We start from the raw sequence: 20,943 nt of genomic DNA, 5'->3' as shown, positions 1-20,943 counted from the left end.
AGGCCTGCCCTTTCTGCTACAGCGCGACGTCCGCGTAGCTCGTGCCGAGGCGGGCACCGTTGAGGTAGGCGTTGGCGTGGCCGCTGTTCCCACCCGACCGGTACACACCCCACTTGTGGTTCACGTGATCGCCCCAGATCGTCGGCCCGGGATAGCGGGTCTGGCCGTTGCTGAACTTCTGCGGGGTTCCGTTGTAGTAGAACTCGCACCAGCCATCGTTGCCGCGGGACAGCTTGAACCCGATGGCGAACCGGTTCCAGGCGTTCACCGGGAACGATGTGGACCACAGGTGCCGGTCGGAGCCGTCCGGCGAGATGTGCTGGAAGTACAGCTTGCCGTCGCCGAGGGTCCTGAGTACGAACGGGCCGACGTTCACCTGCGACCCGCTCACGCCGGACACGTGCAGCTGGTAGACCGCGATCCACTTACCCGCGTTCGGGTTGACCTGCCACAGGCCGCGCCACCCGATGTAGAGGGTCTTCCCCAGATACGAGTCGTTGATGCGCAGCACCGAACCGTCCGGCTTGCGCAGGCCGCGGCTCTCACAGCGTTCCTTGGTGCCGTCGGCGTTGTCCCAGGTTTCGTAGCGGAACGTCTTGCCGAACTGGCCCTGCGGGTCGTTCGCCACCGTGATGTTGCCCGGGGCCTTCTCCAGGCCGTCGAAAACTCCGGTGCCACGACCGGGATCGCCATCCCACAGCACACTCTGCGTGCCGACGTCGGCATTCGCAGTGGTGGCAAGCAAAGGAACGGCGGCGAACGCGCCTAGTACCGTTCGCCGGGACATGCTGGACACAGATACCTCCGCAGGGTCAATGCGGCGGTAGTGCGTTCGTACACCCGCTGTCCCAGTCGGTCAAGATTTGACTTGGTCCGCCACGTACCTGGCGATCTCCAACGCGCTGGTGGCCGCGGGGGAGGGCGCGTTGAGCACGTGCACCTGGTGCGGTGCGGTCTCGATCAGGAAATCGTCCACAAGGGACCCGTCCGGCCGCAACGCCTGCGCCCGCACCCCGGCGGTGCAACGGACCAGGTCCGAGGCCTGAACGGCGGGCACCAGCCGGGCCAGGCTGGCGGCGAACCGCTTGCGGGACAAGGATCTGAGCACTTCGTCGACCCCGGTCCGGCCGTACTTCTGGGCCAGTTTCCAAGCACCGGCGAACCGGGCGGTCTCGACCACATCGCCGATGGACACGTCCCGCCACCGATATCCCTCACGCCGCAAGGCAAGCACGGCGTTCGGTCCGGCGTGGACACTCCCGTCCAGCATCCGGGTCAGGTGCACGCCCAGGAACGGCAGCGCGGCGTCCGGCACCGGATAGATCAGCCCGCGCACGAGATGCCGCCGTTCGGGCCGCAGTTCGTAGTACTCCCCGCGGAACGGCACGATCTGGGCCCGCGGCGTCAACCCGGCCAGCCGCGCGACCCGGTCGCTCTGCAGTCCCGCGCAGTTCACGAGGGCGTCGGCGCGCACGATGTCCGACCCGGTGGCGATCTCGACCCGGCCCGCCCGGGACCGGATCGCCAGGGCCGGAGTGGACAGTCGCAGCTCGGCGCCGCCCGCGACCAGCTTGCGGACCAGCGCGGAACATACGGCGGGGAAGTCGATGATCCCGGTGCTGTGCACGCGAAGCGCGGCCACACAGGACACCTCGGGCTCGTAGTCCCTGGCCTCGGCGGGCGAGATCAGCTTCGCGGGCACGCCGTTCTCGGTCGCCCGCTGCGCCAGCACGTACAACGCGGGCAGCTCGTCCTCGGAGGTGGCGACCACGAGCTTGCCGCAGACCTCCACCGGCACGCCGTTGTCCCGCGCGAACGCGATGATCGACTTGTTGCCCGCGACCGACATCCGCGCCTTGAACGACCCGGGCTTGTAGTACAGGCCCGCGTGCACGACGTTGCTGTTGTTCCCGGTCTGGTGCGCGGCCCAGCGCTTCTCCTTCTCCAGCACCGTCACCTGGTCGCCACGGGACATCAGCTCATGGGCGACGGCGAGCCCCACGATCCCGCCGCCGATGACCGCAACACGTCGCACACCCATGACCTTAGAACCAGCGTTCCAGCACTTGGGCCACGCCGTCGTCGACGTTGGCCGCGGTGATCTCGTCGGCGATGGCCAGCACATCAGGGTGCGCGTTGGCCATGGCCACGCCGCAGCCGGCCCACTTGAGCATCTCGATGTCGTTGGGCATGTCGCCGAACGCGATCACGTCGGCGGAGTCCACGTTGTGCAGTTCCGCGGCGTCCGACAGGCCGGTCGCCTTGGTGACGCCGCCCGCGGAGATCTCCAGCAGGCCGCCACTGGTGGAGAACGTCACGGTCACGCTGTCGTCCAGCACGCCGTGCGCGGCCGCGGCCATCTCCTCGCTGGTCATGTCCCGGTGCCGGATGAGCAGCTTGACGGCCAGCTCGCCGAGCACCTCCGCGCGCGGCGCCGTGTTGTTCTCGGCGTTGCCCCACGGGTTGATGTAGCCGGGCTCGGTGCGGAACGCCGGCTGGTCGAGCACCGGTCGCTCGGTGGCCAGATGAATCCCGGGCATGGCCTGTTCGAGGGCGTGCGCCACGTCGTGCAGCTGCATCGGCTCGAGGCCGTGCGCCTTGACGATCCGGTCGGCGCCGATGTCGTACAGCACTGCCCCGTTCGCGCACACCGCGTACCCGGTGAGCCCGGCGGCTTCGGCGACCTTCGGGATCCACCGCGGCGGACGGCCGCTGACCAGGATGAACGGCGTGCCGGACGCGGTCACGCCGGCGACCGCCTTGGCCGTCCGTTCGCTCAGCTGCTCATAGGTGCCGAGTAACGTGCCATCCACATCCGACGCGACGAGTCCGGGTCTATCCACACCATCAATCCTGCCTGATCATGCGGACAGCCCGGAATCGTGTGATGGTCGTCATGACCGTCCCGCCTATCGGCCATTGAACCTAAAGTCTGGATCACCTTCTGGGCGTATCGCATTGCGCCGTTAGCGGGACACGATACGGTCGATCATTGTGCGAGTTGGTATCGAGATCCTGCCGGAGTACCGGTGGTGGGCCGCCGAGCCCAAGTGGCGCGCCGCCGAGGAGTACGGCTTCGACCACGCGTGGACGTATGACCACCTCGGCTGGCGGACGCTGGTCGACGGGCCGTGGTTCGGTGCGGTCCCGACCCTGACCGCGGCGGCCATGGTGACCTCGACGATCCGGCTGGGGACGTGGGTGGCCACGCCGAACTTTCGGCACCCGGTGTCGTTCGCCCGGGAGCTGACCGCGCTGGACGACGTGTCCGACGGCCGGTTCATCCTCGGTGTCGGCGCGGGCGGTGCGGGGTACGACACCAAGGTCATGGGGGACACGGCGCTGCCGCCGGGCAAGCGCACCGAGCGGTTCGGCGAGTTCGTCGAGCTGCTCGACCTGTTGCTGCGGCAGGACCGCACCACCTGGCAGGGCTCGTTCTACGAGGCGGTCGAGGCGCGGATGATGCCCGGCTGCGTGCAGAAGCCGCGCCTGCCTTTCGTGGTGGCCGCCAACGGGCCGAAGGCGATGCGCATCGCGGCCAGGTACGGCACCGGCTGGGTGACCACCGGCATCGGGACCGACGACGTGGACGCCTGGTGGGCGTCCCTGGGCGAGCTGACCGGCCGGATGAACGACACCCTGACCGCCGAAGGCCGCGCCGTGGGCACGATCGACCGGTATCTCAACTTCGACGGTCTGCCTGGCTTCACCCTCACCGGCGTCGAGCACTTCCGCGACCTGCTCGGCCGCGCCGAGGCCCTGGGGTTCACGGACGTCACCGTGCCCTGGCCCCGCCACGACGGCATCTACGCGGGCTCCGAGCAGATCGTCGAGGACATCGCAGCGGAGGTCCTCCCGGCCCTCCGTTAGGCCATTCGAGTGACGCCGCGGAACCCCTTGGTGATCTCGCACGTCTCATGTGATGTGCGAGGGGGCACAACGGAGGGTGGGGGGCGTCGCCCTCGTGCGGTGGACCGGGGAGGCCACGCACGGGGGCTGTCCACCCCGGTCATGTCAAGCCCGTTACCCTGGGGCCCCGTGAGCTACGAGGGCTATGACCTGGTGATCGTTGGGGCCGGTTTCTTCGGCCTGACCGTGGCCGAGCGCACCGCGACGCAGCTGGGCAAGCGCGTGCTGGTGCTCGAACGGCGTCCGCACATCGGCGGCAACGCGTACTCGGAGGCCGAGCCGGAGACCGGCATCGAGATCCACAAGTACGGCGCGCACCTGTTCCACACGTCGAACAAGCGGGTCTGGGACTACGTCACCCAGTTCACCGAGTTCACGCCGTACCAGCACCGCGTGTACACCAACCACCAGGGCCAGGTGTACCCGATGCCGATGAACCTGGCGATGATCAACCAGTTCTTCGGCCGCGCGTTCACCCCGGACGAGGCGCGCCAGCTGGTCGCCGAGCAGTCCAGCGAGTTCAAGACCGAAGAGGCGCGCAACCTCGAGGAGAAGGCGATCTCGCTGATCGGCCGCAAGCTCTACGAGGCGTTCATCAAGGGCTACACCGCCAAGCAGTGGCAGACCGACCCCCGTGAGCTCGCGCCGGGCATCATCACCCGCCTGCCAGTCCGCTACAACTACGACAACCGGTACTTCAACGACACGTTCGAAGGCCTGCCCAAGCACGGCTACACCGCGTGGCTGGAGAAGATGGCCGAGCACCCGAATATCGAGGTGCGGCTGAACGTCGACTACTTCGAGGTCCGCGACCAGATCCCGGCCGGGGTGCCGACCGTGTACACCGGCCCGCTGGACCGCTACTTCGACTACTCCGAGGGCCGGCTGGGCTGGCGCACGGTCGACCTCGAGCAGGAGGTCGTCACCACGACGGGTGACTACCAGGGCACCCCGGTGATGAACTACGCCGACGAGGACGTGCCGTTCACCCGGATCCTGGAGTTCCGGCACTTCCACCCGGAGCGGGACTACCCGACCGACAAGACGGTGATCGTCCGGGAGTACTCGCGGGCCGCCAAAGAGGACGACGAGCCCTACTACCCGATCAACACCCCGGACAACCGGGCGATGCTGGAGCGCTACCGCGAGCTGGTCAAGCAGGAGGCCAAGGAGCGCAACATCATCTTCGGCGGCCGGCTGGGCACCTACAAGTACCTCGACATGCACATGGCCATCGGCGCCGCGCTGAGCACCTTCGACAACAAGGTCGCGCCGCACCTCACCGAGGGCAAGCCGCTGGACGGGTCGCTCGATGCCTGACCCGGAGATCGCGGTCCTGCGCATCGTCCAGGGCGCGATCGCCAAGCCCGCCGTGGTGAAGGTGGCCCGTGGCATGTCCTTGTTCGGCGAGCACAGCCTCGGCTGGCTCGCCGTCGGCGCGGTCGGTGCCATGGTGGACCGGGACCGCCGCAAGGACTGGCTCGTCGCGGCGGGTGGCGTGTTCGCCGCCCACGCGGCCTCGGTCCTGGTCAAGCGTGTGGTGAAACGCACTCGTCCGGACGACGAGGGCGTGCAGGTGCTGGTCGGCACGCCATCGCGGCTGAGCTTCCCGTCGGCCCATGCAACCTCGACCACCGCCGCCGCTGTTCTGTATGGGGGATTGATGGGACGGCGGCTATCACCGCTGCTGGTTCCGCCGATGCTTGTATCGAGGATGGTCCTCGGGGTGCATTATCCGAGCGACGTGGTGGCGGGCTCGGTGCTCGGCGCGGCGATCGGCGGTGTGGTGCGTCGGAGGCTGAGCCGGGGGAAGGAACGAGATGAGCAAGGTCGAGACGACGGCTGAGACCACGCCGCCGGCGGTGCCCGTCCAGGGCAACCTCGTCGGCGGCGTGGTCCGGACCGCACGGCCCCGCCAGTGGGTGAAGAACGTGCTGGTCCTGGCCGCGCCGTTCACCGCGAGCAGGATCACCGAGGGGCAGGTGCTGCTGGACGCGGGCATCGCGTTCGTGGCGTTCTGCCTCGCGGCCTCGGCGGTCTACTTCGTCAACGACGCCGTCGACGTCGAGGCGGACCGCGCACACCCCACAAAACGCAACCGGCCGATCGCGGCGGGCGTCGTGCCCGTCCGGGTGGCCTACGGCGTGGCCATCGTGCTGTTCCTCGCCGCCCTCGGCCTGTCCGTGGTGGCCAGCTGGCAGCTCGCCGTGGTCATCGGCGTGTACGAGGTCATCCAGCTCGGCTACTGCTTCGGCCTGAAGCACCAGACCGTCATCGACCTGTGCATCGTGGCCTCCGGGTTCCTGATCCGCGCGATCGCCGGCGGTGCGGCCACCGGCATCCCCCTGTCCCAGTGGTTCATGCTGGTCACCGGCTTCGGCTCGCTGTTCATGGTGTCCGGCAAGCGCTACGCCGAGATCATGCTGTACGAGACCACCGGCGCCAAGATCCGCGCGTCCCTGGCCAAGTACAAGCCGACCTACCTCCGGTTCGTCTGGGCCACCTCGGCCGCCGTGCTGATCATGAGCTACGCCCTGTGGGCCTTCGAGATCCGCGTCGGCCACCACCCGGTCTGGTCGGCCGTGTCGATCATCCCGTTCGTCGTGGCCGTGCTGCGCTACGCCGTGGACGTCGACGGCGGCACCGCCGGCGAACCCGAGGAAATCGCCCTCAAGGACCGCGTCCTGCAAGTCCTCGGCCTCGCCTGGGTCGCCAGCCTCGCCCTCGCGGTCTACCTCCCGCACTGACCCCTATTCGCCAGGTGTCACAACGGCGTGGCCCGCATCAGCAGCGACAGCAGCGAGCCTTTTGTCGTAGGTGACGAACGCCGTCAGGGTCTTGCCGGAAGCGACCAACGTGTCCGCTGTCGCCAGATGAATCGCGTCCAATGACCGCAGGTTCGGATCCGGATATGCGCCAGCGGTCGCGCGCACCGCGGCATCCACCTTGATCCGGTTCACATGCGCGAGCACAGCCGGCATTGCCGCCAGCCTTGTTGGAGCACTGCGGCGAAGTGCACGAGGCACTTCGACCTCAGCCAGTTCGGAGGTCACGACGGTCTCGTCGGAATTGGCATTCAGCCAGGCGGCGAGCTGGACACTTTCCGCCTCTGGGCGGATCAGCTTGATGATCGCGCAGGGTACTACGAGATGTCTGACATGAATGGGCGATGGGCTTGTCCGGTGGGCAATCAGAACGGGAGGCGGCGGAAGATCACGCGAGGGACGTGCCGGAGCACGGTCATCACCGGGCGGAACGCGGCCGGGGCCCAAGCCTGTTCGCGGCGGTTGCGGACAGTGCTGACGATGATGTCCGCGACCTGGTCGGGGGTCTGGGCGAGCGGGGCTTGCTTGAGGCCCTCGGTCATCTTGGACTTCACGAAACCGGGGCGGATCACGCTGACGGTGATGCCGTGCGGCTTGAGGGCATAGGTCAGGCCCGTGTAGAACGCGTCGAAGCCGGCCTTGGTCGAGCCGTACACGAAGTTGGACCGGCGGGCCCGCTCACCCGCGGCCGACGAGATGGCCACCAGGGAGCCGTGGCCCTGCTTGCGCAGGCGCTCGGCGAGCGGCACGCCCACGGTGACGGCGGCGACGTAGTTGACCTCGGCCAGCTCGCGGGCGACGTCGATGTTGGTCCACGCCTCCTCCTGGTCGCCCAGGACGCCGAAGGCCACGACGGTCACGTCGATGTCCCCGTCGGCGAACGCCTTCTCGATCACCTCTTCGTGGGTGTCCGGCTTGCGGGCGTCGAACGGCACGGTCGAGACGGTGGCGCCGAGCGCGCGCAGCTGGTCCACGGCGGCGTCGAGGCGCGGCGACGGACGGGCGGCCAGTACCACGCGAAGCGGCTTCTGCCGGGCGTAGCGAGCCGCCACCGCGAGGCCGATCTCCGAGGTGCCACCGAGCACCAGCAGGGACTGGGGGCTGCCAACTGCGTCGATCACGTGAGCCTCAACCTTCTGGCCATATCCGACACGAAGATCCCGTCCGGGTCGACCGAAGCCCGGATCTTGCGCCACTCGTCGATGCGGGGGTACATCCGCTGGATCATCTCCGCCGAGGTCCTGGACTCCTTGGCCAGGTACAGCCGCCCGCCCGCGTCCAGCACCAGCTTGTCCAGGTCCGCGCACAGCTCGGCCAGCCCGCGCCGGACCGGCAGGTCCACCGCCAGCGTCCAGCCGGGGGCGGGGAACGACAGCGGCGCCTGGTTGCCCGCGCCGAACCGCTTGAGCACGTTCAACGCCGACACGTGCCCGGAGGAGGCGATCATCCGCACGCTCTGTTTGACGGCCTCTTCCTGGCCGAACGGGATCACGTACTGGTACTGCAGGAACCCGCGCGGCCCGTACGCCCGGTTCCACTCGCCGAACATGTCCAGCGGGTGCAGGAACTGGGTGATGTTCTGGATCGCGCCATGCTTGGTCGGCGACTTGCGGTACCAGAGCTCGTTGAACGCGCGGCCGGTGAGCTTGTTCAGCATCCCCGGCGGGAAGATGTTCGGGAACGTCAGCAGCTGCGGCGCCTCGAACCTCAGCGGGTTCGCGCGCAGCTTGGCCGGCAGGTCGTCGAGGGTGGCGTGGTTGGCGCGGGTCAGCAGGCCGCGGCCGAGGTGCGGGCCGGTCGTCGTGGTGTCGAACCAGGACACCGACTCCAGGTACTTCTCGTCGTCGACCGACTGGCGGGCCATCAGGTCGTCGAGGTTGTCGATCTGGTCGGTGTCCACCTTGAAGTACGCGGTCTCGACCCGGTTGAGCTTCAGCGTGGCCCGCACGACGATCCCGGTCAGGCCCATGCCGCCCGCGGTGGCCCAGAACAGCTCCGCGTCCGGGCCTTCCGGGGTCAGCGTGCGCACCGACCCGTCCGCGGTGACCAGGTCCATGGACAGCACGTGCTCGCAGAAGCTGCCCTCGACGTGGTGCGCCTTGCCGTGGATGTCGGCCGCGATCGCGCCGCCGACGCTGACCTGGCGGGTGCCCGGCAGCACCGGCAGCCACAGGCCGAACGGCAGCAGCCGCCGCATCAGGGTGTCCAGGCTGACGCCCGCGTCGGTGTCCACGACGGCCGCGTCGGCGTCGATGGAGTGGACCTTGTCGAGCCGGGTCATGTCGATGACCAGGCCGCCCGCGTTCTGCGCGGGGTCGCCGTACGCGCGGCCCAGGCCGCGGGCGATCACCCCGCGATCGTCGGCCGACCGCAGTGCTTCGGCGACCTCGGTGGCGTTCGACGGGCAGAGGACCCGCGCAGTGCTCGGCGCGGTCCGCCCCCACCCCGCAAGCGTTCGCAACTCGGCATCCACCCGGCCGAGCCTACCCAGTAACGACACCTACACTCGCAGCGGTAACCCAATCGCGGCGGGGATACGGGGCCGGAAACAACACAGTAAGGACTTGTGGTGACAGCTGTGGACGCGGAGGCACGGGAAGTCGGGCTGCTCGCCCAGATCACCCGGTTCGTGCTCGTCGGCGGCCTGTCCGCGATCGTCGACTACGGGACCTACCAAGCTCTCCTGGCCCTGGGCGTGTGGGTGCACCTGGCCAAGGCGATCAGCTTCATCCTCGGCACCACCTGCGCGTACCTGCTCAACCGGCGTTGGACGTTCAACGCCGAGGGCGACACCGCCTCTGTGGTGAAGTTCGCACTGCTCTACTCGGTCACCTTCTTCGTCAACATCGGGGTCAACGCGCTCATGCTGACCCTGCTGCCGGACTTCACCGGCGAGAAGTCGGTGGCATGGGTCATCGCGCAGGGCACCGCGACAGTGATCAACTTCGTGATGCTGCGCCTCGTCGTCTTCCGCCAGCCGGCGAAGTAGCCGGGCCCGGCGGCCAAGCACCGGGCCCGTCACCCCCTCAGCCGTTGAAGCCGCGCGTGCTCCGCGAAGCGCTGCCGTAGATCCGCGACAACGGCGGCAGCTCGTCGAAGTGAGCGGTCACCACGTGGGCGAAGTTGATCGCCACCGAGGAACCGTCCTCGAGCTCCGGCGTGACCACCGCCCCGGTCGTCATCAGCGTCTGCAGGCGGCCGGCGAGCTCCTTCGCGGCCGCCACCGACAGCGCGTACACCAATGGCTCGCCGGCGCTCACCACGTGCAGCACCAGCGCGTTCTTCTTCGGCTCGGTCATGAACCCACTCCAGCACCGGGCCGCTCGCCCGGCAACGCGGGTTCACCGTCAGCGGATCTGCTCTGAGCGGAATAGTTCACCGCGAGCGCCGTACCGAGCAGGACCGCGCCCGCGATCCCGGTCGGTCCCAGGCTGTCGTGGAAGAACGCCACCGACAACACCGTTGCTGTCAACGGTTCCAGCATCGCCGCGAGCGCCGCCATCACCGGATGCGCGTGCCGCAGCCCGGTGAAGTAGAAGCCATAGGCGACAGCCGTCGGGACCGTGCCGAGAAAAGCCGCTGTGAGCAAGACATCCGTGTGCATCGGGAGCGTCATGCCCAGCGGCAGAGCCACCGGCAGCAACAGCAACCCGCCGACCAACAGGCCGAGACCGGTCGTGACGCCGGTGCTCAGGCCCGCGACGCGATGCCGGCTGATCATCGTGAAGATCGCGAATCCGGTGCCTGCCACCAGTGCCAGCGCCACCCCGGCCAGCGTGTGCCAAGTGTCCCTTGTGGACGGCATGCCGGCCAGCATGGCCAGCCCGGTCACCGCGAGCGCGATGCACAACGCCGTTGTGCGTTGCGGTAGTTGACGTTCGCGGATCGAGGTGACCACCGCGACGACCACCGGCGCGCTGCCAATGGACACCAAAGTGGCGAGGCTGACCGACGTCAGCGTCACCGCGGCGAAGTACGTCGCCTGGAAAACGGCGAGCAGCCCGCCCGCGGCGAGCAACCGCCTAACCGCCATTCCGCTGCGGGGCAAGGCCTTCGATCGGGTGACCACTGCCACGGTGGCCAGCCCGCCGCCGATCAGCAGCCGGTAGGCCGCGACCGCGAGCGGGTGCAGGCCGGTGAGCTCGCCCAGCAGGGCTCCGGACAGGCCGCCGGTGCCCCACAGCACCCCGGCCAGAATCAGAAAAATCTTGTCAGACAAGGGAAACGCTCCATCAACGGAGGAACAAGGGGAAATGTTCGTCCGCGGGGCGAAGTGCATGTTCTTGCAGCGTGCGGCCACCGGCCGCACGCATTCGCTCAAGCCCCGCTCAGGAGGCCGGCGGCGGGGTGATGGGGAACATGCGATGCACGTCGAGAACGGTAACCGAGCTGTCAAGCGGCATTTGGCTGAACCTGCCTTTGGGGGGCCCACTGACGGTAGAATCGTCACGGACGGTAGCGATCACTAGGTGTCGCCGGACCACAGGACAATGCTGCATTCGGTGGAGTTCGACCAGGCAGCCGGGTGTTTTCGCGTATTTCCGGCGCGATTGTATGCACATACTCGTCAGTAGCGCGGACTCGGTGACGGCTAGTTGGCAGTGTGAACCCTCGAACGGCGGATCGACCCTCGCGGGCCGGTGTGCGGGAATTGTTTCTACTCGGGCGCTATGGGCGGGAATAAAAGGGACGGGGAGGCGCGTGCCGGCATGGATCTGCGGTACGAGGCGTTCAGCTTCGCGGATCGTTGGTTCTATGACATCGAGGACCATGGCGTCGAAAATTCAGACAGTTGGGTCAGCACACTTTCCGGATGTACACACGGCTGGCGGCGAGTGGACCGCAACGGCTGGCACGTGTGTCTCCCGGACGGGGTGGAGCTGCCGATGCAGGGCTGGAAGGTCCACGTGTCCGCTGGTCACAGCGATGCGAGGCGGGTACTGGAGATCGTCCGGCCATACTGCGTCCATCACCGGATACCGTTCAAATTCCTCCGCTCCGCACGGATTCACGCGACCCGGAACGGGAAGTACGCGGACCGGGCGGTAAGTGGAAAATTAATCACCATATACCCGGTCGACGAGATCCAATTGCGCCGTGTCCTGCAGGACTTGGACCTCGCACTGGCCGGCCTGGCCGGTCCGCATATACCAGGCGAGGCACGCTTTGGGGAGGGTCCTCTTTACGTCAAGTTCGGTGGATTTATCGAACGTATGATCATCGATGAGAACGGAAATGGTATACCGGCGCTGGAGCGTCCGGACGGCGTCCTCGTCCCCGAGGAGAATCGGCGCCTGCCCGAGTGGGTTGGTATACCCGAATTCCTCTCCGAGCATCTTGTCCCCCAGCCGGAACCCGCACCATCCCCGTACCGGGTGGATAAAGCGCTTAGGGTGACAAATGCCGGCGGGGTCTACCTGGCCACGCGCCGTGCTGATGGCCGCCAGGTCGTGCTCAAGGAGGCCCGTCCGCACACCGGCCTGGACCAGGACGGCACCGACGCGGTCACGAGGCTGGAGCGCGAGGCCCGCACGCTCACCGCGCTGGCCGGCGTGCCGGGGATCCCCGAGCTGCACGGGCGGTTCACCATGTGGGGCAACGAGTTCATGGCGATCAGCGCGCTGCCCGGCATCCCGCTGGCCACCTGGCTGGCGCGGAACTTCCCGCTGGGCCAACGGGATGCGAGCAAGATCGACAAGAACAAGTTCATCGAGCGCGTGCAGGCGCTGCTCGGCCGGGTCGAGCGGATCCTGGCCGACGTGCATCGCCGCGGCCTGGTCTTCGGCGACCTCAACGACCGCAACATCCTCGTCGACGAGGACGACTCGGTGTCCCTTGTGGACTTCGAGCTGACGTTCCCGGCCCGCGACCCGCGGCGCCCGCTCGGCGGTACGCCCGGGTTCCGCGCGCCCAACGACCGCACCGGCTACGAGGTCGACCGGTACGCGTTCGCGGTGCTGCGGCTGTGGATGTTCCTGCCGATGACGATGGTGCTGGACCTGGAACCGGACAAGCTCGCCGACTTCGTCCGGCACGTGCGCAAGCGGTTCGACCTGCCGCTGGGCTACCTGGAAGAGGTGATGGCCGAGCTGCGGCCGCGGTCCACCCGATCGGCCCGCCGCCGCACCGCGCTGGACCAGCCCGAGGTCAACTGGGTCTCGGTGCGCCGCTCGATCGCCGACGCCATCCTGGCCAGCGCGACCCCGATGCGCGCCGACCGGCTGTTCCCCGGCGACATCCACCAGTACGCCACCGGCGGCACGAGCTTCGGCAACGGCGCCGCGGGCGTCCTGCACGCGCTCGACGCCACCGGCTGCGGCCGGTTCCCGGCGCACGAGCAGTGGCTGCTGGAGGCCGTCCGGCGGGATCCGCCGCGCACGGCCGGGTTCTTCACCGGCGCCCATGGTGTGGCGCATGTGTTGGACAACTTCGGTTACCCAGACGCGGCCGACGACCTGATCGACCGGTTCGACAGCCAGCTGGGCTCGATCACCAACCACGGCTTCAAGGCCGGCCTGGCCGGGATCGCGCTGAACCTGCTGCACCTGGCCGCCAGCCGGCAGGACGCGGGACACCTGTGGCACGCGGTGGAGATCGGCGACCGGCTGACCGGGATGCTGGCCGGCGCGCCGCTGCCCGGACCGGGCTTACGCGCGAAGGCGGGCCTGATGCACGGCTGGTGCGGCCCGGCGCTGTTGTTCGTCCGGCTGTTCGAGCGCACCCGCGACCGCAGCTGGCTGGATCAGGCCGACCTGGCGATCCGGCGTGACCTGCTGGAGTGCACCCGCACCCCCGACGGGGCCCTGCAGGTGCGCGACGGCCAGCGCACGCTGCCCTTCCTCGAGGTGGGCAGCGCGGGCATCGCGTTGGTGATCGAGGAACTGCTCACGGTCTGGCCGGGAGCGCCGTGTGCGGTCGAGCTGCCCCGGTTGCGCAAGGCCCTGTACACGGAGTTCGTGCTCCAGCCGGGGTTGCTGCTCGGCCGGGCGGGGCTGATCGGCGCGCTGGCAGCCGGGTTGCGCCGGGAACCGGACGGGCTGAGTACCCGCGCGCTCAACCAGCACCTGGACTGGCTGGCGTTGCACGCGGTGCCCTACCACGGTCACATCGCCTTCCCCGGCACGCACTTGCTGCGGCTGTCGATGGACGTGGCCACCGGTGGTGCCGGGGTGCTGATGGCGCTTGTGTCCGCAGTGGACGGTGCTCAGCTGATGCCGTTTCTGACCGACACGGTCAGTGTGGCGCTCAGCGCGGCCCTCAGTAGCGGAAGAAGTGTTCGCGTTGGCCCTGGCGGACGAGTTTGAGCCACTGCAGGAACGCCTTGGGGTCCTTGCGCACGGCCAGGAAGTACAGGCCGAAGCGGAGGACCTCAAGGGCGCCGATCTTGCGCATCCCCGGGCGGGACAACAGGTAGCCCCGGTTGCGGTAGGTGTAGTAGCGCTTGACCTCGTTGTCCGGGTCCTGCGCGTGGAACCGGCCGCCCAGCATCGGCTTGAACTCGTCCGAGCCGTCCGGGTGCAGGTAGGACACCCTGAGCGAGGTACCGAACGGCAGCCCGGAGCGGACCAGCCTGCGGTGCACCTCGACCTCGTCGCCGCGGACGAACAACCGGTAGTCCGGCACGCCGACAACGTCCAAAGCAGACGCACGGAACAGCGCCCCGTTGAACAGTGACGCGATGCCGGGCAGGAAGTCCGTGCCCAGCTCCGAGGTCTGCCGCTTCCAGGTCAGCCCGCGGCGCAACGGGAACGCGAGCGTGTCCGGGGTGTTGATGTTGGTGACCATTGGCGAGATCTCCGCGAGACCCCGGCGCTTGGCCTCGGTGAGCAGCACCTCGAGCACGTTGTCACTGGCCGGCCTGCCGTCGTCGTCGGCCAGCCAGACCCACTCCGCGCCCATCGCGAGCGCGTGCAGGATGCCCAGGGCGAACCCGCCCGCACCGCCGAGGTTGCGGTGCGAGGCGAGGTAGGTCGACGGCACCGGGCACGCCTTGACGATGTCCTCGGCCGGCTGGTCGGGCCCGTTGTCCACCACGATCAGGTGGTCCGGCGGGCGGGTCTGCGCGCCGATCACCTTCAGCGAGTCGACCAGCAGGTCACGGCGGTGCCGCGTCACCACGACGGTGACGACGGAGTCCGGGCCGAGGGGGGCGGTCATCGCGCTTCGCCACCCGCCGCCACGCCGAGCCGTTCCAGCATCTCCGGGCTCAGGTTCTCGTACGGGTCACGGCCCTTGTACGCGGTGAGCACCTCGCGCAGCCCGCCGTGCATCTTCATCCGGCCGCCGTCCATCCAGATCGCGGTGTCGCACATCTCCAGCAGCAGATCGTCCTGGTGGGAGGCGAACACCAGCAGGCCGGACCGCTTGACCAGGTCGATCAGCCGCTCGCGGGCCTTGTCCATGAACGCCGCGTCCACCGCGCCGATGCCCTCGTCCAGGATCAGGATCTCCGGGTCGATCGAGGTCACGATGCCCAGCGCCAGCCGCACGCGCATACCCGTGGAGTACGCCCGCAGCGGCATCTGCAGGAAGTCGCCCAGCTCGGAGAACTCGGCGATGTCGTCGACCCGCTTCTCCATCTCCTTGCGGTTCATGCCGAGGAACAGGCCGCGGATCATGATGTTCTCGATCCCGGAGATCTCCGGGTCCATGCCCACGCCCAGGTCGAACACGGGCGCGATCTTGCCGACGATCTTCGACCCGCCGGTGATCGGCTCGTAGATGCCCGACAGCAGCCGCAGCAGCGTGGACTTGCCGGCGCCGTTGTGCCCGACGAGCGCGACCCGGTCGCCGGTCTTCAGCGAGAGGTTGATGTCCTTGAGCGCCTCGATCACCGGCACCCTGCCCTCGGTGCCGATGTGCCCGCCGACCTTGCCGAGAACCGCCTTCTTCAAGGAGCGGCTCTTCGCGTCGAAGATCGGGAAGTCGACTGAGGCGTTCCAGACGTCGATGCTGACCATGCCCTGCCTCACTCAGACCCAGTAGGGGATGCGCGCGCGGAAGTTCCGCAGCGCCACAACTGCCAGTATCCAGCCGAAGACCGTGAACCCGCCGACGACCGCCCAGTGGTGCCAGCTCTGCTCGTTGCCGATCAGCGGGGCGCGGATGATCTCCACGTAGTGGTACATCGGGTTCAGCTCGGCGATCAGCACCCGCCAGCTCGCCGTGCCGGGGTCACCGCCGCTGAACCGCAGCAGCGTGTCGGTGGTCCACACGATCGGCGTGCCGAAGAACACCAGCTGGATGAAGGCGTTGATGACCTGCGGGATGTCCCGGTAGCGGGTGGAGATGATGCCGAAGAACAACGTCACCCAGACACCGTTGAACGCCAGCAGCAGGAACGCGGGAATGGCCAGCAGCACCAGCCAGCTCAGCCCCGGGTGCTGGTGCCCGCCGTCCTGCAGCCGGTAGGGCTCGCTCAGGGTCGGGAAGAAGATCGCCACCAGCACCACGTAGACGAGCAGGTTGTGCAGCATCATCAAGGTCTGGCGCCACACCGTGCGCAGCGCGTAGACGGTCAGCGGCGCGGGCAGGTGCTTGATCAGGCCCTCGTTGCGGATGAACGTCTCGGTGCCCTCGATGACACAGCCGACGATGAAGTTCCAGACGATGAAGCCCACCGTTATGTACGGCAGGAATGTCGAGATCTGCTGGCCGAGCAGCTGCGAATACAGCAGGCCCAGGCCGATGGCCGTGACCGCCATGCCAAGGGTGATCCACAGGGGTCCGATCACCGAACGGCGATAACGCTGCTTGATGTCCTGCCAGCCGAGGTGTCCCCACAGCTCGGTGGACCGGACACCCGTGCGGATGTCCTCCCACGCCCGAGCGAAGCTCTTGCTGGGGTTGGTCGGCGGCGCGTCCTGCGTCGTCATCGGTCGGTCGATCGTGCTCGTCGCATGCACGGTTGTTGAGGGTACCGGCGGCCTGTCGGACTACTCGTGACCGGTCGGTCACCGCCACTGGTTTTCCGCGTGCTTGGCATGAGCGCAGATCGTAGGTGGGTCAGCCGTGCGGCAGCAGGGCCGGGCACCCGTTGACGTAGCCCGGGTCGTACTCGAAGTGCCAGGGCTCGTTCTCATAACGACGGCACCAGCCGTACTTCCCGGCACTGCGTTCCACCCAGCCCGCGGCCGACAGCGGCTGGATGTCCGCGGCGATGCCCTTCACGTGGTTGGACAGCTCCGGCGGCAGCGCGTACTGGCGGGCCAGCTCGTAGGTGCCGAACCTGCGCACGTACTCGTCGAACTGGGCCTGCTGCTGGCGGGAGCTGCGCTTGCCGTCCTGCAGGCACATGGTGATGTTCTCGGTCTTCGCCTTGGCCTTCAGCTCGGTGAACTTGGCCTTCACGTCGTCGCGCATGCCGGTGGGGTCCTCGTCGACGTACCGCTTGTCGACGGGGCAGACCGGCCCGGTGTCCGGGCCGGGCACGCCTTCGATCTGGAACGTCGCCTCGCCGGTCAGGCGGTTGTAGCCGATCGCCTTGGTGACCCACAGGCCCGCCAGCAGCCCGCAGACCAGTACCGGCACACCTATGACCAAGCTCAGCCGTTTCCATCCCCACACGTAGGTGGAGACGTCTACGGCCCCGCCGGGGTTGTGTGATCAGAGATACTGACCGGTCCCACGCTGGGGAGCCCCCTCCTGCTGGCCCAGTCCTGGCGGCAGCGCGCCGCGGCGCATCTGCTCCAGTTGCACCCGGGCGGACATCTGCTGGGCGAACAGCGCGGTCTGGATGCCGGCGAACAGGCCCTCCAGCCAGCCGACCAGCTGCGCCTGCGCCACCCGCAGCTCGGCTTCGCTGGGCACCGAGTCGTCGGTGAACGGCAGGGTCAGCCGGTCCAGCTCCTCGCGCAGCTCCGGCGACAGGCCCTCCTCCAGCTCCTTGATCGAGGACTGGTGGATCTCGCGCAGCCTGGTGCGGGACGCCTCGTCCAGCGGAGCCGCCCGGACCTCCTCGAGCAGCTGCTTGATCATCGTGCCGATCCGCATCACCTTGGCCGGCTGCTCGACCATGTCGCTGATCTGCTCGCCACCGTCGGTGTCCGGCTCGTTCGGAATCTTGGCCGCACCCAGCGGCTGACCGTCGGGCCCGACTACGACCACGTGGTGCGTGTTGTCCTCGGCCTCGCTCATCTGTCCCATCCTGCCCGCGTCCACCTGCTGAAGGTTCCCCCACAAGTCCACGTACCCGAGGGTACCCACCGGTGCGTTTGGCGGGCTCCGTACGGTGTGGACATGGCGTTCGACGTCGCTCGGATTCGTGGGCTGTTCCCCGCGTTGGGTGACGGCTGGATTCATCTGGACGCTTCGGCGGGCATGCAGGTACCCGAACAGGTCGCCACGGCGGTCTCGACGGCCATGCGCGCGCCGGTGTCCGGACCCGGTGGCGCCTTCCCGGCGTCGCAGCGGGCCGAGGCCATCGTGGACGCCGCGCGCCGGGCCGTGGCCGACCTGGTCGGCGGCGATCCGGCCGGCGTGGTGCTCGGCCCGAACGTGCCCGTGCTGCTGCAGCGGCTGGCCGAGGCGATGGGCAGCGGCTGGCTGATCGGCGACGAGCTGGCGGTGTCGCGGCTGGACCACCAGGCGAACATCGCCCCGTGGCTGCGCGCGGCCCAGCGGCCGGGGGCGGCGATCCGCTGGGGCGAGATCGACATCGAGACCTGTGAGCTGCCGGCCTGGCAGTACGAGCAGCTGGTGACCCCCAGGCGGACGAAGGTGGTCGCGGTGACGGCGGCCTCGGGCGCGGTGGGCACCCGGCCGGACGTGCCGAAGATCGCTGAGATCGCGCACGGCGCGGGGGCGTTGATGGTGGTCGACGCGTCCTACGCGGCCCCGTACATGCCGATCGACATGCAGGCGATGGGCGCGGACATCATCGCGGTGTCGGCGTCGGCCTGGGGTGGGCCGGCGGTGGGCGCGCTGGTGTTCGCGGATCCGGAGCTGATCGACCGGCTGCCGGCGTGTTCGCTGGACCCGGGCACCCGCGGCCCCGAACGGCTGGAGCTGGGGCCGCACGCGTACCCGCTGCTCGCAGGCCTGGTCGCCTCGGTCGACTACCTGAGCTCGCTGGACGACACCGCGACGGGTTCTCGCCGTCAGCGCCTGGAAACCTCGCTGGGATCGGCGAAGTCGTACCTGGCGGGGCTGGTGGCCAAGCTGATCTCGGAGCTGCGCGCGATCCGGAACGTGATGGTGATCGGGGACGCGATGCGCCGGGTTCCGGTGCTGGCGTTCACGATCGCCGACATGAAGGCCTCGGATGCGTTGCTGGCGCTGGCGGACCGGGGCATCTGTGCGTTCGCCGACGACGTGCCCAGCGGCGTGTTCTCGGCCCTCGGCGTGAGCGAGGTCGGCGGCGCGGTCCGCGTCGGCCTGGCCCACTACACGACCTCCGGCGAGGTGGACCAGCTCGTGGACGCGGTGGCAGAGCTCAGGAACTGAGCGCGGCAACCCAGGCACTGTGCACTTCGGACAGACACACGTCCGGATCGGGAGTCGCGGCCATCTGGTGGTCGAGCTGCACGGACCACCCGGCCCGCGTCCCCTCGGGCATCCGGGTGAACTCGACGGGGTACACGGTCCGCCCGATAGTGTTGCGCAGCAACGCAATAACGCCCGCGTCGATCGCGCCGAGACGCGCCAGCTCCCGCAGATCGGCAAGGTCCCGCGCGGCATGCCGACTCTCCCAAGCAAACGCCTTCATCCCTGCGAACGCCCGCAGCGTGGGAACTCTGAGTGAGACGGCCTCGACATCGCTGTACCGCATGATGATCGGACGCACTTCGGTCGGCCACCGCGCCCGGTCCGAGTCGAGAACGCCGACCTGAACCCGCACCTGCACACCGTCCTCAGTGGACAGCAGCGCGGGATCGGCCTCGCCTACCCGGGAAGGCGCGACAACCCACTCAACAGCGCCGAACTCCCGCCGTAGCCGCCGCGGCAGAGTACCTTCCAAAGCCCCGGCAACAGCGGCCCGATCCTTCGCCAGCAGATCGATGTCCTCGGACAACCGGAACTCGGGCAGATGCGTCCGCGCCAACGCGGTCCCACCGTAGAAGACGAAGTCCTGCCCCATCCCGGCCAGCGCGGCCAGGACGTGACTGATCAGGTGGTCACGGACAACCTGATCATCGGCGACCAGGAACCGCCGCGCAACCTCCCGCCGCTCCTCATCGTCCAGCATCAACTCTCCCAAATCCCAAGGCGGACAACGTCATCCTCCAGCAACCGATCGGCCCCCGCACCGCAGTCCGGCATTGCTGACTGAGCTGAGCGGCCCGGTCAAGCACGTGACGGTCAACGGTGTGCGTTGCGCGGCGCGTGCCGCCATCCTCGCGATGGGCGCCGCGGCCCATGCCAGCCGGGCGAGTGTCAGCTCTTCTGTATGCCGAAGAAGCTGGCCTCGTCGTCGGCCGGCCACAGGTGGAGGCCCGGGACGGGGGTGCGCGGCTTGAGGATGGGAGTGTCCTCTGGGACAACGTTTTCCGCGACCCAGCGCGCTCGCACGTAGGCCGCGGGGATGCGCTGTTCCTTGGCCAGTGCCAGGGTCTCGGTCCAGTCGGCGCGCAGTGCCAGTGCGCGGATGGCCTCGGCGGCCTCGGTCGTGGCGAGGTCGCCGAGGGTGGGACGGTGGGCGATGTCCAGCATGGTCTGCTCGATGGTCGTGACGTAACCGGTGACCATGGGCGTACGGGCGCGCGTGAGCTCCAGCCGGTCGGTCTGGCGCTTCACGAAAACGATGCGGCCGTATGCGGTGTCGAGCGCCGGCCGTTGCTTGGGGACGGCCACGACTGCGGTCCCCAACGCCCGCGGCAGCGCCCCATGGAACCGGGCGGCGCTCGCGGCCATCAACGCTGTCGCCTTGACCCCGTAGTCGGCGACGGCGAGCCCCAATGCGAGCGCCTCGACCTCGGGGCGCCAGTCCGGGTCGTCAAGGCGCTCGATCGGCGGGATCGCCCAGTACCCGGTGGCCACCGGCCGCAACGCGTGCCCCGCCAGCCTCCGGACCTCGAGGTCGGGCCGGGCATAGACATCCCGGAGGTCCCTGGGCCGGACGACCATCGTCGCCCGCGCCCACAGGTTCGGGGGAGGAGTCATGCCACCCCTGCAATCAGTATTATGAAACCCTGTCGTGAGCAGTGTCTCATAATACTGATTGCGCAAGTACCGCGCTCGCCACCGCGCCTCGCCCTCGCAACCCGCTCGG

At 68.5% G+C, this 20,943-nt stretch carries 22 protein-coding genes; 7 read left to right on the top strand and 15 right to left on the bottom strand.

Translation table 11 applies throughout. The annotated features are described in order from the left end of the window. Nucleotides 1-16: 16 nt before the first annotated feature. The 3 genes from AB0J95_RS03650 to AB0J95_RS03640 form a co-directional block, all read right to left on the bottom strand. Complete coding sequence (locus tag AB0J95_RS03650) at nucleotides 17-787, bottom strand: heparin lyase I family protein (RefSeq protein WP_364753447.1); 771 nt, start codon at nucleotides 785-787, stop codon at nucleotides 17-19. A 69-nt stretch (nucleotides 788-856) separates the two neighbouring features. After that, the gene (gene lhgO, locus AB0J95_RS03645; RefSeq protein ID WP_364751760.1) at nucleotides 857-2,035 is read right to left on the bottom strand and encodes an L-2-hydroxyglutarate oxidase; all 1,179 of its coding nucleotides are present in this window, start codon (nucleotides 2,033-2,035) and stop codon (nucleotides 857-859) included. Nucleotides 2,036-2,045: 10 nt separating this feature from the next. Further along, a complete protein-coding gene (locus AB0J95_RS03640; RefSeq protein ID WP_364751758.1) occupies nucleotides 2,046-2,843 on the bottom strand; it encodes an HAD family hydrolase in 798 nt (265 codons plus the stop codon). A gap of 151 nt (nucleotides 2,844-2,994) precedes the next feature. On the opposite strand from AB0J95_RS03640, the gene AB0J95_RS03635 reads away from it, so the two are divergent. The 4 genes from AB0J95_RS03635 to AB0J95_RS03620 all read left to right on the top strand — a co-directional run bounded on the left by AB0J95_RS03635 (nucleotide 2,995) and on the right by AB0J95_RS03620 (nucleotide 6,656). Beyond that, complete coding sequence (locus AB0J95_RS03635) at nucleotides 2,995-3,870, top strand: LLM class flavin-dependent oxidoreductase (RefSeq protein ID WP_364751755.1); 876 nt, start codon at nucleotides 2,995-2,997, stop codon at nucleotides 3,868-3,870. A gap of 168 nt (nucleotides 3,871-4,038) precedes the next feature. Further along, a complete protein-coding gene (glf, locus tag AB0J95_RS03630) occupies nucleotides 4,039-5,229 on the top strand; it encodes a UDP-galactopyranose mutase (RefSeq protein WP_364751752.1) in 1,191 nt (396 codons plus the stop codon). Further along, complete coding sequence (locus AB0J95_RS03625) at nucleotides 5,222-5,755, top strand: phosphatase PAP2 family protein (protein WP_364751750.1); 534 nt, start codon at nucleotides 5,222-5,224, stop codon at nucleotides 5,753-5,755. The genes glf and AB0J95_RS03625 overlap by 8 nt, the downstream gene beginning before the upstream one ends. Then, on the top strand, nucleotides 5,730-6,656 hold the full coding sequence (locus tag AB0J95_RS03620) for a decaprenyl-phosphate phosphoribosyltransferase (protein ID WP_364751747.1): 927 nt from the start codon (nucleotides 5,730-5,732) through the stop codon (nucleotides 6,654-6,656). The genes AB0J95_RS03625 and AB0J95_RS03620 overlap by 26 nt, the downstream gene beginning before the upstream one ends. A gap of 3 nt (nucleotides 6,657-6,659) precedes the next feature. Here AB0J95_RS03620 and AB0J95_RS03615 read toward each other — a convergent pair whose 3' ends face one another. Genes AB0J95_RS03615 through AB0J95_RS03605 form a run of 3 tightly spaced genes read right to left on the bottom strand, consistent with a single transcriptional unit; the run spans nucleotide 6,660 to nucleotide 9,207 of the window. Beyond that, nucleotides 6,660-7,181 carry a type II toxin-antitoxin system VapC family toxin gene (locus tag AB0J95_RS03615; protein WP_364751744.1) on the bottom strand — a complete coding sequence of 174 codons (522 nt, stop codon included), beginning with the start codon at nucleotides 7,179-7,181 and terminating at the stop codon, nucleotides 6,660-6,662. Then, on the bottom strand, nucleotides 7,100-7,855 hold the full coding sequence (locus tag AB0J95_RS03610; protein WP_364751741.1) for a decaprenylphospho-beta-D-erythro-pentofuranosid-2-ulose 2-reductase: 756 nt from the start codon (nucleotides 7,853-7,855) through the stop codon (nucleotides 7,100-7,102). Before AB0J95_RS03610 ends, AB0J95_RS03615 begins: the two co-directional genes overlap by 82 nt. Next, nucleotides 7,852-9,207 (bottom strand): FAD-binding oxidoreductase, encoded by a 1,356-nt coding sequence (locus tag AB0J95_RS03605; protein ID WP_364751739.1) that lies wholly within the window; start codon nucleotides 9,205-9,207, stop codon nucleotides 7,852-7,854. Before AB0J95_RS03605 ends, AB0J95_RS03610 begins: the two co-directional genes overlap by 4 nt. Before the next feature lie 96 nt (nucleotides 9,208-9,303). Between AB0J95_RS03605 and AB0J95_RS03600 the strand changes: the two genes are divergently transcribed. Beyond that, on the top strand, nucleotides 9,304-9,723 hold the full coding sequence (locus tag AB0J95_RS03600) for a GtrA family protein (protein ID WP_364751736.1): 420 nt from the start codon (nucleotides 9,304-9,306) through the stop codon (nucleotides 9,721-9,723). A 37-nt stretch (nucleotides 9,724-9,760) separates the two neighbouring features. Here the strand turns inward: AB0J95_RS03600 and AB0J95_RS03595 are convergent, their stop codons facing one another. Together AB0J95_RS03595 and AB0J95_RS03590 are read right to left on the bottom strand one after the other, a co-directional pair. Beyond that, nucleotides 9,761-10,033, bottom strand: coding sequence for a hypothetical protein (locus AB0J95_RS03595; RefSeq protein ID WP_364751735.1), 273 nt, complete (start codon nucleotides 10,031-10,033; stop codon nucleotides 9,761-9,763). After that, nucleotides 10,030-10,953, bottom strand: a complete 924-nt coding sequence (locus AB0J95_RS03590; RefSeq protein WP_364751733.1) for a DMT family transporter — start codon at nucleotides 10,951-10,953, stop codon at nucleotides 10,030-10,032. The genes AB0J95_RS03595 and AB0J95_RS03590 overlap by 4 nt, the downstream gene beginning before the upstream one ends. 451 nt (nucleotides 10,954-11,404) lie before the next feature. Between AB0J95_RS03590 and lanKC the strand changes: the two genes are divergently transcribed. Further along, nucleotides 11,405-14,038 carry a class III lanthionine synthetase LanKC gene (gene lanKC, locus AB0J95_RS03585; protein ID WP_364751730.1) on the top strand — a complete coding sequence of 878 codons (2,634 nt, stop codon included), beginning with the start codon at nucleotides 11,405-11,407 and terminating at the stop codon, nucleotides 14,036-14,038. On the opposite strand, the gene AB0J95_RS03580 is transcribed toward lanKC, so the two are convergent. From AB0J95_RS03580 to AB0J95_RS03560, 5 genes are all read right to left on the bottom strand, one after another. Next, nucleotides 13,992-14,891: a glycosyltransferase family 2 protein gene (locus tag AB0J95_RS03580; RefSeq protein ID WP_364751728.1), complete on the bottom strand. Its 900-nt coding sequence runs from the start codon at nucleotides 14,889-14,891 to the stop codon at nucleotides 13,992-13,994. The two genes, lanKC and AB0J95_RS03580, sit on opposite strands and share 47 nt — an antisense overlap. Then, nucleotides 14,888-15,694 (bottom strand): ABC transporter ATP-binding protein, encoded by an 807-nt coding sequence (locus AB0J95_RS03575; RefSeq protein ID WP_364751727.1) that lies wholly within the window; start codon nucleotides 15,692-15,694, stop codon nucleotides 14,888-14,890. Before AB0J95_RS03575 ends, AB0J95_RS03580 begins: the two co-directional genes overlap by 4 nt. A gap of 12 nt (nucleotides 15,695-15,706) precedes the next feature. After that, on the bottom strand, nucleotides 15,707-16,609 hold the full coding sequence (locus tag AB0J95_RS03570; protein WP_364751725.1) for an ABC transporter permease: 903 nt from the start codon (nucleotides 16,607-16,609) through the stop codon (nucleotides 15,707-15,709). Nucleotides 16,610-16,739: 130 nt separating this feature from the next. After that, on the bottom strand, nucleotides 16,740-17,264 hold the full coding sequence (locus AB0J95_RS03565) for a D-alanyl-D-alanine carboxypeptidase family protein (protein ID WP_364751722.1): 525 nt from the start codon (nucleotides 17,262-17,264) through the stop codon (nucleotides 16,740-16,742). A gap of 75 nt (nucleotides 17,265-17,339) precedes the next feature. Beyond that, nucleotides 17,340-17,870: a bacterial proteasome activator family protein gene (locus AB0J95_RS03560; protein ID WP_364753444.1), complete on the bottom strand. Its 531-nt coding sequence runs from the start codon at nucleotides 17,868-17,870 to the stop codon at nucleotides 17,340-17,342. Between the two features lie 102 nt (nucleotides 17,871-17,972). Between AB0J95_RS03560 and AB0J95_RS03555 the strand changes: the two genes are divergently transcribed. Beyond that, nucleotides 17,973-19,178 (top strand): cysteine desulfurase-like protein, encoded by a 1,206-nt coding sequence (locus AB0J95_RS03555; RefSeq protein ID WP_364751719.1) that lies wholly within the window; start codon nucleotides 17,973-17,975, stop codon nucleotides 19,176-19,178. Here the strand turns inward: AB0J95_RS03555 and AB0J95_RS03550 are convergent. Both AB0J95_RS03550 and AB0J95_RS03545 read right to left on the bottom strand, forming a co-directional pair. Then, nucleotides 19,168-19,920, bottom strand: a complete 753-nt coding sequence (locus AB0J95_RS03550; RefSeq protein ID WP_364751716.1) for a nucleotidyl transferase AbiEii/AbiGii toxin family protein — start codon at nucleotides 19,918-19,920, stop codon at nucleotides 19,168-19,170. The genes AB0J95_RS03555 and AB0J95_RS03550 overlap by 11 nt on opposite strands. A 188-nt stretch (nucleotides 19,921-20,108) precedes the next feature. Then, a complete protein-coding gene (locus AB0J95_RS03545; protein ID WP_364751714.1) occupies nucleotides 20,109-20,834 on the bottom strand; it encodes a type IV toxin-antitoxin system AbiEi family antitoxin in 726 nt (241 codons plus the stop codon). Nucleotides 20,835-20,943: the final 109 nt, after the last annotated feature.

Origin of the sequence: Actinocrispum sp. NPDC049592, assembly GCF_040675465.1 — a bacterium.
Taxonomy (GTDB): Bacteria; Actinomycetota; Actinomycetes; order Mycobacteriales; family Pseudonocardiaceae; genus Kibdelosporangium.
Note: the sequence above shows the minus strand (reverse complement) of the source record. Positions and strands in the feature narration are given on the sequence as shown.